This window comes from Paenibacillus sp. FSL R5-0914 (assembly GCF_038004525.1).
GTDB lineage: Bacteria > Bacillota > Bacilli > Paenibacillales > Paenibacillaceae > Paenibacillus_AQ.
Genome location: NZ_JBBORH010000002.1, coordinates 959,814 through 976,632, shown reverse-complemented (window position 1 = coordinate 976,632; position 16,819 = coordinate 959,814). Strand labels below are relative to the sequence as shown.

The following is a 16,819-nucleotide window of genomic DNA, read 5'->3' as shown; positions in this document are numbered from 1 at the left end:
TGTATGGTATGAAACTTATACTTTCTTATATTTCAAAAAAGCGATGTACGCACCGGAATGGTCGTACACCGCTTATGTTCATGGTATGACGTTTTGTTTAGGCCTCACTTAGCCCTGAGCTAATGCATAGGACGGCTGCTTCCGCTCGAAATGCTTCGCTCGCCGGATTGGGCTGCTCCTCCAAAATGCGGAGTACCGCCTGCGGCTCCACGCCGGGCTGCGGCACACGGGATGGAGATACTACGTTCCAGTCCTGTTCACCCTTGAGCCTGTAAGATAACTCATAGAGATAATAACCCGCATGCTGCCCGTCAGCGAGTTGACTTACCCCATCCTGCCACGAGCAGAGTTCAAGAGGATGCTGTTTGTCAGGTAAAACACCGGACGCGAGGGTAATGCACTCATTACGGACTACCTGCTGCTTCTGTTCCCAAGCCTGCTGATCTAGGATTCCCAGCTCTAGGCGGTATTCCATTCCCGGCTCTCCATAAAGAGTCCAAGCCACTGGACTACCCACCGCTACGAACTTCGGTGCCTCCAGAAAAACTGGCTGAGGAACCGGAACAAAACGTTCCGTCTGCTCCCACTCGCCCACAGCTGGACTGCGTCTGCGATAATGCACCGTCCCCGTGAATTCAAGCTCCTGTTCCTGTAGTATAGCTTTTAGACACAGAGCAGCCTGCTCGTAAAGGTCCGTGCAGTTGTTATGCCCGAAGCGGTAGCCGATCTCATGGCGAAGTGGAATGCCGTGACTCCGGACCAAGGCCGCGAAGGCAAAGCTGAATCGGCTGAGGGTAAAGGCATCATGCGTGCCATGGTTTATCAGTAGCTTAGTGCCGCTCGCTTTAAGACCGTCTAAGAAGAAATCGGATTCCAGTCCGGTCGTTTCCCGCAGACTTGCAGAGTCACCAGCTCCCGTAAGTGTCTGTAGCAGAGTCTCGATACCTGATCTTCCGGTCTGAGGATGCCGCCAGTCCTTCTTCCAGATATCCCGGTAACCGGTGTCCACCTCTGCCACATGCCAGATCAACGGGCATGCCCCTTCCGCAAACTCACGGGTAAGCCCATTCAGAATTAACGGAGGTGCATAACACAATGTGTACCGCACCCGGTACGGCAGCCTTAGAGGATTGCCTCCCGCCAGCAACGCGGTCAGCCCACCGCGTGAGCCACCCACGGCCACAACCTGCTCCGCATCACCACCATAGCTATCTTGGCCTCTGGCAATTGCCGCACCAATCCCGGCGTAAATGGAGCTTTGCAGGGAGCGGCTGCCGATGTAACCTCCACCGTTCCAGAGAACACCAACAATACCTTTGCCTGTGCTGGCTAGAGTCTTTCCGATGATTTCCAGAAATGAGGGACCTACAGTGCTGAAGGTATTTTCATTGGCATCATAATAACCGTTGAATAACAGCGGATAGCCCTTAACACTTTTCGCACTCCAATTGGGCGGCAAAATATAGGACGCAAGGCTATGCTGACCGTTCTTCGTAACTAACAGACTGCCGCTGATGAGCTGAACCACAGGCGCATTGCTTAAAAGAGCCCCATCGTCAGCGGATTCATTACGGTAGACCACCGGATACCCGAAGGTCTTCAGGATACGGTCGCTCAAGGAGATGGCAACTAAATCATCTACTGCATAGAGACTGTAGCGGTCACCAATATAGCGTTCAAATTGCGGGGTTTTAAGTTCTTTATCCCCTTCGTTACTGCCGAACAACTGATAATCTTCGGTATTGTATACATAAGGGCTATCTGGATCGTTATTATAGAGCCGTACATGCTCAGCTACAACCTTCTCTCCAGCTTCGTCCATCCGCAGGGTCCCGATGCCGTCGGTCCCACCATAACGGAAGCCGCCTTTCCCCTCAGCAGCACTGTTATCCCAGTGTGACACTACTGGAAGCGTATTGATCAGTAACGGACTGACCAATACGAACACTCCTTCCTCTGAATTCTGGGTTCCTTCCGCCTTTTCAGCCTCGACTGTATCCTCTCGCAGGGTTGACCAACCGGCTTTGTGATAAGTTACTTCACCGCTCCGCAAGCAGGCTAGTAGTAGTTCTGCATCGTGCATTTTTAAGTAATCGGCCACAGCCCTAGTAATGGGTAGAGCAATGGGTTCAGATCCACCACTCAGAATAAAACGACTTAGCGGAACGTATTTCCCCGGTACAAAACACAATGATTTACTCATAAATTCCTTCTCCTTCATCTGGTATCGTATCGCCATGTGCTGTCAGAAACGAGCAAAATTTAATTTCTGGCAGACCGTCGGTACTACAGTAATTCTCCCCAGCCAGAAATCCTCCCGACAGTTTTGGTGTGCAAGTAACCGTCACCGTCCTTTTTTCTCCTGGAAAAAGGGTGAGGAACTGTTCTTCTGCTTCCATCCAGTAGCGGTCCCCCTTCTCCTCTGCATGTACATGTAACAGTACTTCACTACCAGTATTATGGAGAGTGAAGTGAGCTTGGTGACTTATCTTTCCTACACCAGTAGGTTGCCATAAGCTTTCCTGCCGCACCTGAAGATTGCCACCTGTAAGATCAAGTGCTGGGGCATAAAGATGTTGGTTAGCGGTAGAGAGCACATATAAATTTTGCTGCGATTCTTCTTCAATGTTCCGGAATGACAATCTGACAAAATATAATAGATCCTCAGGCTCAGGCACGCTGAAATTCAACTCCCCAACACAGACAGCACGATCTTTGTCTCCTTCTGCCTCGAAGGTTTGCCGATATAGGCTTCTACCCGTTGCATCTAGCACTTCTGCATCAACCTTTACCTTGCCTCCATCCACACCATGCACGAATACATTTCCATGAAATCTAGTACCAGGCGTTAAAAGTAGGCTGCGATAATCTAGCGAAGCATGCTGCGGACGGAAGGCTTGTTTCACCCAGTGGTAGGCCATTTTAGTTTCACCATAATAATCTACAAGATTGGTGCAAGACACATTCGGCCATGGCTCGTTGAACTGCCAGACAATGCTGCCGCTGTTCCGGAATTTGCGGCGACGGTTAGCCTCAAGCACGAAGCGGATTCCTTCTGCCTGCATCCATTGGCTGCAAGCAGAGAACTGCTTCAAATCATTCATGCTACCGAACATTTCTTCTTCACGGCTTAGCGTATCCCACCACTCCCCGTGATGTCTCCATACGGCGCTGTTCTCCATCGAGACAGGCTGCTGGTTGGCTTCATTCAGAAATTTCTCTAGGCTTTTGAGAGAACTCAGACCGTCCACTCCAAATTCGCTATGCAGCAGATTATCGTTACTGCCATATAATTCGTAGTGATAGGGGTTGCCCATATACTTCCAGTAGCCATGAACATCATGCCCCTGGCCCTTGGCTTCTGTAATATATTCCACTGGACCGGACGCCGAGGTCGGCAGAAAGAGCCGCTGCGGATCATACTGCTCCACCAGACTCTTCAGCATCGCCAGATTGGAATCGCTGAGGTCTGATGGCTTGTTCGGTTCACTCATTAATTCATTACCACCGCTCCATACCGTCAGCGATACATGATTGCGTTTGTCACGGAGTGCGGTGCAAGCCGTTGTGTGTAGCAGTTCCAGAAACTCAGGCTGCTTGGACGGAATATTATCTATGCCGGAGCTCGATTGAATGAACTCCTGCCAGATCATAATGCCGTTCACATCACATAAATCGTAAAAGGCTTTTTTCTCAATGATTCCGCCGCCCCAAACCCGAACAAGATTGATATGTGCCGCTTTCATTAAATAGATCATCTGCTGATACTGTTCGATCGTCACATTTCCGTAGAGATGATCCAAGGGTGTCATATTTACACCTTTTATATAAATCTTGCGCCCGTTGATCACGACCGTATAAGGTAGTGCGTTGTCGGGGCTTCCTTCATTAAGGATATAATCGAGCTTGCGGATGCCTGTCTGTAACCTCCGGGTATCCAGCACCATATCCTCTTCGTCCAGCAGCTTCAGCTCAAGGCTGTAGAGCGGTTGCTCTCCGTAGCCGTTCGGATACCATAGCTGAGGCTCAGGAATATCAAGCTCCGCGTTCAGAACTTCTCCCGCGAGAACCGAGTATGTCTGAACCACCAGCGGATTCCCCTCCGGATCAGAACAAGTGATACTCGCTGTCAGCCTTCCTGTATGTTCAGGACCAGCCATCTGTTTGATGCTTGCCTGAATAGAAATTCGACCAGACACCTGCCCGTCATTTTCACCAAGCTCCGCATCTGTAGTGATTGACACGTCTTGCCAAGAACAATCCCGGTGAACCCTCAGTACCACATCATCCCAGATTCCGACGTTAACTAACCTGGTGGAGAAATCCCATTTATAATTAAAACGGCTCTTCTGCGTGAAGGTGGCCGAGGTTTTGCCGATTTGCCCCATTTCATCCGGTGCCTGCTTCAGTAGCACTGAGATTTCCAGACTCTCCCGCTCCGAGAGGAGATCTGTAACATCAAATACAGCCGGCTCGAACATTCCCTTATGTTCACCCAACAGGATATTGTCGGCGTAAACAGCTGCTTCATAGTCTAGCCCCTGAAAGACCAGTTCAACTCGGGATGCCTTCAGCTCAGGATGTTTCAAAGTCGTGCGGTAAACCCACCAACGGTTCTCTACCCATTCACAGCTTAAGCTGTTCAACTCTTCATAAGGATTGCTAATCCAGCCCTGTCTGTAGAGATCATAATGAACTCCACCCGGCACAGTAGCTGGCATCCAGTCTGTAACTCCCATCAATTCCTGCCCCAGCTCCATGCTGGTGCCCTTTAACGGCACCCAAGGCCAGTACCCTTTGACTTCCCACTTTAGATCGTTCAATAAAATTTGTTTCATGTCTTCTCCCGTTCCCCCAAATCCTGCTTAATTTGGCGCTGTTCATGACTAAGAACGGCTCTGGCGCCATCGGTTAATGCGCTTACAATTCTATTCATCCAGCTTCATTACCAATGATAGCATCGGGTTATCATTTTCGAAGGCCCCTAACCCTGTGAAATCGTTTGTTAATCTGCGCAGTTGCAGATAAATACAAACAACTATTCTAGAACCAAGCCGTTTGTAGAACGCGAAAAAGGAGTTCCCTCAAGCCGTGAAAGGCCACTGGGGATCTCCTTTGCTTTTTGTTTGGTTTGAGATTCAAGAACTCCTGCAACGACGTAGCACCTATCGGACTGAGATGACCCTAAGCGCAGTATTATTACACTTTTGGAATGCTAACGGACCCCGAGTCGCTATTCGCATAAAAAACTCTGTAATTGAGCCTCTTTCTGAGCAATAGGTTCACTGGAGTCCGAAACTCTCACAAGCTAGAGGATGATTACACTGTTGAAGTTGAAGTCTGCTCCCTAACTAGCACCAAAAGAGCAGCGGTTCTCTCGTAACTTAGAGAATCGCTGCTCTGCTGTTAAACGGTCCATCGTATATAAAGAAGCACTGTCCCTGTGTTCTGTTCATCCATATGAAATACAATGAAGAGTCTTAGCAAACCCCTACTTGATTAACTCAAGAAGCTCGTTAACAGTTGCTTTGTATTGTGGTTTGAACGCTGCGGATTTCATGTAACCCGCAAGGCTTGATAAGAACTGTCTTCCTTCAGGCGTATCGCTTACCTTGTCTGCATCTAAAGCGCACACTAGTAAGTTGCCTGCTCCTACGCTGCATTCCACGAGGAAACTAAGCTTATGATTTCTTTCAAAATTGTCGATGGTCTGCACCACGGGATTCCAACTTCGATCAGCTTCATCCATGATAATGGATTTTGAGTGCTGAACGATATTCCACCATGGATAGGTTGAATACTCCTCGGTAGGGAACTCGTGGAATACAGGATGGCTGTTATCAATTAACAGCCCCATGGTACCCACAGGAACTGGCCGGTTCATGCTCTCTGAGATAGAGCGGAACATTGGGTAACACCAGAAATCTGTGCAGTAATAACCCTCGACAGCATTTTGGAGAGTTTCCGGTTTCGGCATCAGCAGCACGCTCTCACCTTGCTCCAGCAGTGCAAACGCATCACTAGACAGCTTGTCGAATACATGGATGCCTTCCAGCATATTGCCGCTCTTTTCTGGGTAAATCCATAGATCGTAGCTCTTGCGAATATCTGTCCCCTGTATCGAGAGAGACAATACGATTGTACTCATCCGGTCAACTACAGGCAGCGTTATTTCCAAATCGCAGATATCGATGTAATTCGTTCCTGCAGGAACGTTCACCTCGGTTGTCCCTTCTGCCAAAATACCATTATCCACAGTCAGTTCCCAACGTAATTCAAGTGTATCTTGCAAACCGCTGCGGAAGCAGCTTAGCTCTACATGAGCATCGAACGGTTCACCGGAGACATAGTTATACTTAGGAAATCTCGCCAGCAGAACGGCATCATTGCAAAAGGTTCGCCATTCCTCAGGGCTAATCATTCCTTTGGAATCCATAAAGGCGTCGAGGACACCTACTAATGCTGTTCCCTGACCGCTGAAATCCTGGAGATCCAGGAGCTGGAAGCCGGCAAGCCGCCGGGAGCGGAATGCCGCCTCGAGTTCCTCTTTGTAACAGGCTACGGCCAGCTGCCCTGAACATTCGAAGTATTTAGCGGCTAAATGCCCCAGTCCCTTACTTTCCAAGCGTTCACGGAAAATTTTGAAATTCTCGGCCTTGAGTGGTCCGTTGTATTTTTCGATCTCTTCAAAATTTGGATAGGTTGCGTATTGTCCAATCTCATGCGAAACAACAGGAATGTGCGGTATCCATTCTCCGGAAGCCTCATCTGCCTTCACGGTCTTTGCTTCGGTACCATACTGAATCTGGATCTCACCGCCAGCTGTATCTTCCATCTTCTCTCCATTCAAGAGATCCAAAGGTACGATTTGATCATCATAATCCTTCATTGTACTCGGCAAGGCAGTCTGTACATGTCCTAGTGGTGCATCACACATGGCATAAGAGCCTCTAAATAGTCGTTCTCTGGAAAAGCGTACCCCACTGAAGAAATCGTCATGTTCCAGAATTTCCGGTACCCATTGGTGGTTATTGGAGCCCTGTGTATAGAGAATCCGTTTATCGAACGCTTTATAGTCCTTCAGGAAAGAATCAATTTTAGCTTTACTGCCCCATAACTCATTACCAAGGGACATCATCACGAAGGAGGGATGATTGCCGAAGGCCTGGAGAATGGCATAACCCTCACTGATCAGATAATCCTGCTCTGCTTGATTATGGCCATCATCGGTTTTTTCCGTGATTGTACCCCAGAATGGAAGTTCTGGTTGCATATAGATCCCAAGCATATCCGCAGCGGTAAATGCAGCCTCCGGTGGACAGCAGGTATGGAAGCGATAATGATTGATACCGTAGGACTTGGAAATGCCAAGGATTCTTACCCATTCCTCGACATCAGTTGGGGCATAGCCGGTGAGCGGGAAGATCAGGCCGTCATGTTTGCCGCGGAGAAAGGTTTTCTCTCCGTTGATTGTAAACTTGTCGCCCTCCGCTCGGAATTCCTTCAAACCAAAGATGAGCTCCTGTTGGTCAGTAATATGTCCATCCCTGTCTTTCAAAACAAGGGTTATATTATAAAGATTGGGAGCGCCTTCACTCCAGAGCAACGCGTTTTGGCCCAGCACATAATCGACGGAAAAAAGCCCCGGTGAAACAGGAAACTCACGCTCGTCCACCGCGTGTGTCTCTTCACTATTGAAGCTTTGGGCAGACACCGCAAGCGTAGTTTCACTGTTGCTGTCCAAGGTTGCTGTAATACGAACCGTACGTGCAGCCAGATTCGACTCCAGTCGGATATTAGTAAGCTGCGATTCCCCATAGAACTGAAGCTCCATACGACCGGTAATTCCATTCCAGTTGGTCTGGGTATCCTGTGAAGTCAAATGTCCGCCTTTGGTTGGGTAATCGGTATTGTCCACACGGACGGTGATTGTATGAATTCCAGCTTGTAGCTTCGGCAATTCATATATATGCGGGGTGTTCAGACTGTTACGCCTACCGATCTCCGTATTGTCCAGCCAAAGCGTCGTAAGTCTCGTCCGTTCCAAAAATAGATAGCAGGCCTTACCGGCCAGCTCATCCGGAATGAATACCTCTCTTGCGAACCAGACTTGCCCTTCAAACAAATATTCATCGGTTAGAGCGCTTACTAAAACTACCTCGTTCTTTGGTCCTTTACGTGCGTATGACGTTGTTCCCGGCAGTGTGATAACATCTGTAAAAGGCAAGGTTAGTCCCTGTTTTGTCTCATCCAATTGCAACTTCCATTCGCCTTCTAGGTTGATCTTTGTCTGCAAAATATCACTCCTATTATGGTAATCACTGAACTCTAGCAGTATAATGCTCTACTATATAAAGCTTAGCATATTAAGCCAGATAATTCAGTAGAGTGGTTAACACTCATTTGAATGACGACAGGTCTAAACTTACAATATAGCCGGAGCATGAATGTGCCTGATGACAAGATTTAATAGTAATTTCAGAACAATAAAAAAAGCCGCAATGAGCGGCTTTTGAATAAAATTTATTACACATTCTCCAGCATGAAATTCCCAATTTCAATCAAACTATCTTCCGCTTGCGGTGTGACCCCCACCTGATCGGCAAAGCCGTGAGAAAGTCCTTTGTACCGTACCGTTTTCACTTTGACGCCCGACTCCTTCAGCTTTAAGGCATATGCATCATCCTCAATCCGCAGAAAGTCATATTCGCCAAACAAAATAATGACAGGCGGCATCCCTTTCAGATCTCCTCGCAGCGGGCTCACATGAGGGATTGTATCATCGGGCACGCCCAGATATTCACCTAATCCGACAGTTCCTAAACCACCGCTCAACAGATCCAATATAGATCTAATTTCTTTTTCCTGAGAAGGGGATATTTCATAAACATCTCTGCGCTGCATATGTTCCTGCATACCTGCTGCGTCCACGCTTGGATATAGTAGTGCCTGTGCCTTTACCATCTGCGTTCCTTCATCCCGATCTTTCATTGCGCATACCGTGGCTAGATTCCCACCTGCAGAATCACCGGAAATACAGATGCGATTCGGATCACCATTAAATTCTTCGGCGTGAGCATATATCCATTTCAACACGGTATAACAGTCGTCGAGCCCAGCGGGGTATGGGTTCTCCGGAGCTAAGCGGTAATCAACCTGAATCGATACACAGCCCGTATTTGCAACCACAAGCTTGCACATCTCCTCTACTACTTCGGGTCCTCCTGCTACGAAACCGCCTCCGTGGATGTAATAGAACACTGGCTGCAACTCTCCACTCTTCTTCTGCGAAGTGTAAATTCGCACCGGGACAGCAACATCACCGTTTTGAACGTTAGCATGCCTCACATCAACACCTTCAGTAATCGGAATGCTGTTCACGCCATTCATCATCTTGCGCATTTGAGCTGCACTTTTTTGGATATTTTTCTTTCGGCTGCCTTTCAACATCATCTTAACCAGCATTCCCTTGAAACCTTTTAGGATTGACTCCATACTTTGATAAAAGCGAGGATCCAGCACACCAGGCTCATCGGTTTCAGGAATAGGCTTAATCAGGATATCCAGTCCATTTTCATTAATTACATGTTGCCTTTCAAGCATCGATGTAAGAAGCTGTTGCGAATATTTACGTTCCATGATGATTACTCCTTTTCAAATGTTGTATGGTAAAATGATTTGCGGCGATTTGTATTGGTTGCCATAACTCAATTATAGGTTTGGGTTTACAGAAAAAATATCGCATTATTTCTTTTGTTATATCCTTCTTTTATCATTATTATTGAAAGCGATTTCAAAAATGATGTCGAGAGCAAAAATACAATATAAAAAACAAAAAAGGACAACACTAAAGTCATCCTTGTTATACATTCTCTATTTAACGTGTTAACCTAATCACTTGTACCTCATGTGGTTGTACAACAGCATTTACCACAAAATTTGCTGTCACCTGCAGCGAACGCATTTGAAATAACGGCAGGGACCGACCTTCAAGATAAGACCATTCTTCTGGACGCATGTCCTTAGGTGCCCCCATATTCAACCATTCATCAAAGGCGCTTCCCCCAGCCGGACCTACTGAATACCTTCGCTCTGTATAAACACCCGGCGTTAAGCCGTCTAGACGAATGTGATACTGACGGGTATTGCGTATATTGAACACGTTGTAACGTTCGGTTTGAGTCAAGTGAGTGGTATGACGGTAGCGATATAGAGTATCATAATGACAATAATTATATAGAAATATCTGTATTTCACCTTTCGAGGAAGTTATAAAATACCCATCACCTTCAGCTATCAGACCGCTTCCTGCATAACGCAACAATTGTAGCGCCCGATAACAGCTTTTGGACAAACCTCCGCGAGTGAATAAACCAAACCCGCCATGAAAAAGATCCGACGAAGGAACAATTTCCTCCATATGGTCACTAAGCGACCAGTATCCCATAGCCTCAAAGTGGTCGTAATTCTCCAGAATATTTTTGAAAAGAAAAGCAGATTTGTAGGAGGTATCATTACACAAATCACGCTGCCATATGTTATTACTCCACTCTTCAAGAATCACAGGCAGACTAGCGAAACCACGTTGACGCAACAGCTTTTTGACCTTATGTAACGCGTGTTTCATAAACTGTTCATCGCCGCTTACCGCAAGTGGAAAAGCTTCATCCTCTGCCATGAGCTGAAGACCAGTGTCTTCCTGACCCGGTAAGATGCTGTGATAAGCACGTAGAGCCAGAGAGTCGGGCAAACAATTCCCCTTACTGCAAGACACTAGGAATTCGCTGATAAAATTACTAGAATCAATGTTGCTTCCTGGACCAACAATATGTAGCTGCGGATCGATAGCACGGATGGCGTGGCTGGTTTCACGGTAAAGCACCCAGTATTCTTCCATGGTAAACACACCATATCCTGAGAACTCTGGACTCACGAAAGGAGCAAACCTCCATTCCCGCACGGACTCAATCCCATACCGATCAATGAAATGCCTAACAAGGGAAGTCACAAGGTCGAGCCATTTTTCAAGATGCTCAGGCATAGAAAGGATGCTTGGCCTCTTAAATGGAAACACGGCTTCCCTCGCTAATGCAGAAGGCATATAACTAAATTCAACATAAGGCTTTAACTCGACTGAAAGCATGAAGTCCATTACCTCATCTACATAAACAAAGTTGTAATCTGCGCTACCAGACATTTTCCTGACATACAGCATCATGTCATCGTCTAACAGACCTTTGCAGCGCATATAGCGAAAGCCAAGCTCCTTTTGCAACTTTCGTATTTGCGCCTGTACCGCGCCATTCAACAGATCCTTGGCGTAACCTGCATTAATCAACGTCCGCCAGTTATGACTCAGCGTCCGAATCTTACGGCCAGTGTCCACATGAAGATCATATCCCTCATTGACCTGAGGTTGGACAATGGAGTGCTCGTTGTGATGCAAATGCCGCATTAGTGAAGTGAAATCGGTCGTAAATCCCGCTGTGACCATTATGTTCTCCTGTGGATCTGTCGCATCATGCTCATTTACTAGACGGTATTGCCCTGGTGTAACACCAAAGCGCCGTTTGAAGGCGTCGATCAAAGCGTTGGTACTTGGAAATCCAACTTCTGAGGCGATGTCCGTGATCGTTCTTTCACTACGAAGAAGTGCCACTGCCTGACTCAGTCTGACATTTGTAAGGTAGGCAGTAAAAGTAAGGCCTAGCTGTTTCTGAAATAAATGGGACAGGTAGGAGCTACTTAAATAGATAGTAGAGGCAAGTCCACTCAGAGTAATATTTTCCCGATAATGTCGGTGGAGATAGTCGGTTGCTTTGCGCAATCTTTCCTTACTTGAGGATTTGGAGGGATCCTTCTGCTTGTTCTGCTCAAGAAAAGTATGCACTAGACTGTTCAGCAGTACACCTACACGACTACGCATTAGTATAGGTAAACGAGATTCGTTTTTGTAATAGGCCTGGAATACACTGGCGAACTCACTTCGGATTACATTAAAGCGAGCTTGTTCGTCCTTAGGGTATAGAAAAGACTTACACTCTATAATTATACTTTCAATCTCAGGACAAAAAGCTGCCAAAAATGCCGGCGAGATAAACAGCGATAGCGCCTTGCCAGAACCTTTCATATTTAAAGCGTGCAGTTGGTAGCTATTCAATACAAAAATGTCATCCTGCTGAACTTCATAGGTAAACTGATTGTCATCCAACTGTAGTCCCCCAGTTCCCTGCAAGATGTACATTACCTCAAGTTCTTGATGCCAGGAAGCGATAGCGTCTTCAGGGAGATTAATTGAAAACCTGAAATCCGAGGCTATCAATGTATTTTCTTGCATACCCAACCTCCTATTCTTAATCTTAATAGAGCCTTGCCTCATCCAAAATCCTATCATATAAACCCATGAAATCAAGTTTACTGTCTTATTGATAACGAAGGTTCAGGTTGTTTTTAGTGTCTTTTTTACAATCAATATAAAAAGCACCAGACTAATAAACCCAGATATAGCACAAGTAATAAATACCATCTGATATCCCATAAGCTGTGAAACAAATCCAAGTAGTATAGCTCCTAAACCAATTCCTAAATCAAAAGCAGTAAAGAATGTAGCGTTCGCTACACCTCTTTTCGCTGGTGGGGCTAATCGAATCATCGCTACTTGAAGCGCTGGTTGAGCTGATCCGAATCCAATTCCGTACAAAATAGCTGTAATAACCACTCCAGCAATTCCTTTAGTCATTGTTAGGACGAATAGTGCGACTATCAATATGAAAAGAGCAGGTACAATAATGACCCCTTCCCCATACTTATCGGATATCTTCCCTGTAAGTGGTCTAATTACTGTAAGTGTGACTGCATACACTAAGAAAAAAGTACCCGTGTTAACTTCAATATTTGCCGCAAACAGTGGTAAAAAAGTTGTAATACCACCAAAAGTAAATGATAAGAAAAATGTAACGATAGCGATAGGTAAAACTGTTTTTTCATAAAATGATATTGTTTTTTTTGATGTGTTTTGAACTGTTGGAATTTTTGCACCAAATCCAAGTATGAATGCAATCAAAGCTAATGCTGTGCATAGAAGAAATAGGTAATGAAATGAATAAGATTTTGTTACCCAAAGACCAATGATTGGTCCTAACGCCATTCCTAATGTCATTGCTAGTCCATACCATCCCATTCCTTCTCCACGACGAGATTGTGGAATAACATCAGTCACAGCCGTTCCTATCGAAGTTGTAGCAACTGCCCAGCTGACTCCATGAAGGATACGTAATATTACTAAAAATATAATGCCTGTTACCCAATCATAAAAATACATGGTTATAGCAAAAAATAGTAATCCGCTTATTATAAATGCACGTCGACCAAACCGATCCATTAATCCTCCAATAATAGGACGAAAAATTACTGCCGATATTGTAAACACTCCAATTATTAATCCAACTTGAGATTCACTTCCACCTAGTTGTTTGATAAACATAGGCAATGTTGGCATTAGTAAATAAAATCCACTAAATAGTAATAAAGCTGTAAGGGTCAGCATGATATAGTTTTTTGTCCATAAACGTTCCATTGTAATGTAATCCTTCTTTCTATCGACTTTACGTACTCCCCAAAAATAGTGAAATAGGCGAATAAAAAAGCAGCACCACCGCTATAAAAGTGTTGGTACTGCCCTATATAGACTGATACACGCTTGGTTAATTATAACGTCCTTGATACTTTAACAGCTTTTTCAAGCCCTGCGACAATAATCTCTTCTGCCTTATCAGGGAATTGGCTGTGCCCTTCAATGATAATAGTCTCTATATTTTTCACACCAAAGAAGTTCATCATACTTGTTACATATTTAACAGCCATCTCTAAATCAACTTTTGGTCCCTCAGAATACACACCACCACTTGCGTTTAATAACACTATTTTTTTATTTCCAATAAGCCCTACTGGACCTTCTGGCGTATATTTAAATGTTTTGCCTGCGCGGTTTAAGTAATCAATATATGTGTGTAGTACAGCTGGGATGGTTAAATTCCATAAAGGGAACCCAAATACGACTTTATCAGCTGCAAGGAATGGATCTAAATACTTATCAGCAACAGCTACTGCTTTTGCTTCTTCTACTGTTAAATCTAATCCTCTACTAGACTTAAATGTTCCGTTAATCATATCTGCACCTACGTAAGGCAATTCCTCATTGTATAAATCCAGCTCTACTACAGTGTCATTTGGATGTGATTCTTTATAGCTCGCTAAAAAAGCCTCAAATAATCTAACACTTACCGACTGATCTGCTGGTCGATTGTTTGCTTTTACAAATAAAACGGTTGTCATTCCTTGTTCCTCCTGATGTGCACTCTTATGTTGTTTATAATATTTTTTTGAAGCTATACTCCATTTCTCCAGCCATAGCTTCAGGAGTATCACCAGTTACTCTGTAATCATGTGTATAAATTTGTTCGAACGTTCCAAAGTTCACTTGTTTATAAAATTCAAAACAAGGAAATCCATCATGTGCTCCTTGCATATTGACAGTACCATCCTTTTGAATATGAACTATTAAAAGATAGTCAACTGGAGGTGCAAATGCATTTAATGGATTGCTAGCACTTGCACTCATTTGAAACCTAACGTCTTCAGAGCCCCACACAATATCAGTGCACAAAATACCTTCTGTAGTAGCTTTTCCTGTTTTTTTATTAACAGAACCATCTGGAGTAGTGACTCTTTCTGTTGTAATACCAGTATTTGCATATGTGAAAATATCTTTTTTGTAAAAATCTACAACTACTTCTTGTTCCACTCTGGAGCGCATAGCGTTGACAGCATAGGGTGTGAATTCACGTGAGTCACCTTCAAAATGGATTACGTTTCCTGTTTCTTCATCCTTCCTAGGATCAGTCCACGGTGTTGGAATAAATACACTTGCTCTAACTTTAACAATATTAGTCATGAGAACCCTCCATAATTTATTAATTCTGTTTCAGTAATTCCTGTTTCTTTCACAACAGAAAATATAGTCAACTTGATTGACTACTTTTCGCATAGTACAATGTATTTCGTACAAAGTCAACTAAGTTGACTTTATTTAAGGAGGTTTTATGTATGACTCAGGAAATCTTTAGTGAATTGGATCTGACAACACTTTTATCATTATCCTTTAGTACATCAATTAATGAACTACATGATAGATTGCGTGAATTAGGATTTGCAGATATTAGACCTGTACATGGTTTTATGTTTAAGTGTATTGCTCCAAACGGAGCAACAGGTATAGAATTAGCCGAATATTTAGGAATTACGAAGCAAGCTGTAAGTAAAATGGTAGATTATCTTGAGAAAAGTGGTTATGTAATTCGCGAAAATCATCCCACTGACAAGAGAGGAAAAATCATTGTTTTGACTGAGCGAGGTTGGTTAGCAGTGAAAGCAAAAGAGGAAATACTAACTGAGATTGAGCAACGTTGGATTGAAATCATAGGTACTGAACGACTGCAAATGCTCAAAGATGATTTAACAACACTTGTATATAAAGCAAATGAAGATAAATCTACTATGAGATCAAGACCTGTCTGGTAAGTGTATGGTGAAAATTTGGTGTATGCTGTGATTCATCAAACCAAAAAGGGTAGAAGACTTAAAGATCTGTCTTCTACCCTTTTTGAAAGCTGATTATCTGCAGCGTACATTTAGTATTTGCTCTGGGAAATTACTACTCTAAATACCCTTTGACTAAGCCCAGCGGCAATGGCTTGGGCTGCTCGCAGCTGGTTACCAGTTGAGCATATTGCTTAGAGTCGGAACTTGTATGGAATGCATGCATGATCTCAAGTACGTGATTGGCGAGTTCTCCGTTTGCACGAGGAGTCTCCCCCGTGTCGATGCAGTGTGCCATATCTGCTACTCCTATGCCTCTACTATTATCTGCATAATTGTAGATAAGTGGGATCTCTTGGAATTCCGAGCTGTGTGCCGGGCGTAAAAGGATCGGCCCTCCAAAGTTGTTAGGGTCCGGTACGATCAAGGTTCCTTGCGATCCGTAGATTTCGATCCTCGGTAAAGTACTGTGCCAAACATCAAAGCTGGTAATCATGGTTGCCACAGCGCCACTGTCAAACTCAATCGTTCCAGCAACATGTGTGGGCACCTCTACATCAATGACTTTGCCAAACTTTTTGTCGCTCGTGATCGTTCTATGAGCAAAGGAGGTTTTAGTGATGCCGCATACTGTTTTAGCTGGGCCTAGCAAAGATACTAACGCAGTTAGATAGTAGGGTCCCATGTCAAACATGGGTCCTCCACCGGCTTTATAATAAAATTCCGGATCAGGATGCCAGCTTTCATGTCCATGACAAAGCATAAAGGCAGTTGCTGCCACCGGCTCCCCGATATAACCATCCGCAATCAGCTTACTGCAGGTTTGCAGACCGCCTCCAAGGAAAGTATCTGGTGCGCAGCCAAGGAACAGGTTCTTTTCCTTCGCCAGACGAACTAGCTCAGTGCCATTTTCAAGGGAAAGGGATAAGGGCTTCTCCACATACACATGCTTGCCAGCTAGCAAGGCTTGCTTGCACACGTCAAAATGAAAATTAGGCGTTGTTAGATTAACGACTATTTCAATCTCTTCCGAAGCAAGTAATTGTTCTGTCGTCCATACATGAGGAACGCCATATTTCTCCGCCGCATGCTCTGCACGACCTTTATCCAAGTCGGAACAAGCATAAACCTCAGTATTAACGAAAGTCCCGTTCAAATTTTCAAAATAAATGCTGCTGATGTTTCCGCAGCCGACTATACCTACCTTCACTTTGCGCAAGAT

Annotated in this window: 10 protein-coding genes; 1 reads left to right on the top strand and 9 read right to left on the bottom strand. The window is 44.8% G+C overall.

Annotated features, from left to right (window positions below; translation table 11 throughout):
* Positions 1-97: 97 nt before the first annotated feature.
* The 8 genes from MKX60_RS20540 to MKX60_RS20505 form a co-directional block, all read right to left on the bottom strand.
* Positions 98-2,203: a hypothetical protein gene (locus MKX60_RS20540; protein ID WP_076299771.1), complete on the bottom strand. Its 2,106-nt coding sequence runs from the start codon at positions 2,201-2,203 to the stop codon at positions 98-100.
* Entirely contained in the window at positions 2,196-4,838 is a 2,643-nt protein-coding gene (locus tag MKX60_RS20535) for a glycoside hydrolase family 2 protein (protein WP_076299770.1), read from the bottom strand. The genes MKX60_RS20540 and MKX60_RS20535 overlap by 8 nt, the downstream gene beginning before the upstream one ends.
* Before the next feature lie 653 nt (positions 4,839-5,491).
* Positions 5,492-8,296, bottom strand: coding sequence for a glycoside hydrolase family 2 TIM barrel-domain containing protein (locus MKX60_RS20530; RefSeq protein WP_341060818.1), 2,805 nt, complete (start codon positions 8,294-8,296; stop codon positions 5,492-5,494).
* Between the two features lie 230 nt (positions 8,297-8,526).
* Positions 8,527-9,639, bottom strand: a complete 1,113-nt coding sequence (locus MKX60_RS20525) for an alpha/beta hydrolase (protein WP_341060817.1) — start codon at positions 9,637-9,639, stop codon at positions 8,527-8,529.
* 238 nt (positions 9,640-9,877) lie between these two features.
* Entirely contained in the window at positions 9,878-12,337 is a 2,460-nt protein-coding gene (locus tag MKX60_RS20520; protein ID WP_341060816.1) for a GH39 family glycosyl hydrolase, read from the bottom strand.
* Between the two features lie 102 nt (positions 12,338-12,439).
* Positions 12,440-13,576 (bottom strand): MFS transporter, encoded by a 1,137-nt coding sequence (locus MKX60_RS20515; RefSeq protein ID WP_076286764.1) that lies wholly within the window; start codon positions 13,574-13,576, stop codon positions 12,440-12,442.
* A 131-nt stretch (positions 13,577-13,707) separates the two neighbouring features.
* Positions 13,708-14,334: an FMN-dependent NADH-azoreductase gene (locus tag MKX60_RS20510; protein ID WP_341060815.1), complete on the bottom strand. Its 627-nt coding sequence runs from the start codon at positions 14,332-14,334 to the stop codon at positions 13,708-13,710.
* Between the two features lie 34 nt (positions 14,335-14,368).
* Positions 14,369-14,953 (bottom strand): DUF3238 domain-containing protein, encoded by a 585-nt coding sequence (locus MKX60_RS20505; RefSeq protein WP_042188329.1) that lies wholly within the window; start codon positions 14,951-14,953, stop codon positions 14,369-14,371.
* 152 nt (positions 14,954-15,105) lie between these two features.
* Here MKX60_RS20505 and MKX60_RS20500 point away from each other — a divergent pair, with 152 nt between their 5' ends.
* A complete protein-coding gene (locus MKX60_RS20500) occupies positions 15,106-15,579 on the top strand; it encodes a MarR family winged helix-turn-helix transcriptional regulator (protein ID WP_340969498.1) in 474 nt (157 codons plus the stop codon).
* A 133-nt stretch (positions 15,580-15,712) separates the two neighbouring features.
* Here the strand turns inward: MKX60_RS20500 and MKX60_RS20495 are convergent, their stop codons facing one another.
* Positions 15,713-16,816, bottom strand: a complete 1,104-nt coding sequence (locus MKX60_RS20495) for a Gfo/Idh/MocA family protein (RefSeq protein WP_341060813.1) — start codon at positions 16,814-16,816, stop codon at positions 15,713-15,715.
* Between the last annotated feature and the right edge of the window lie 3 nt (positions 16,817-16,819).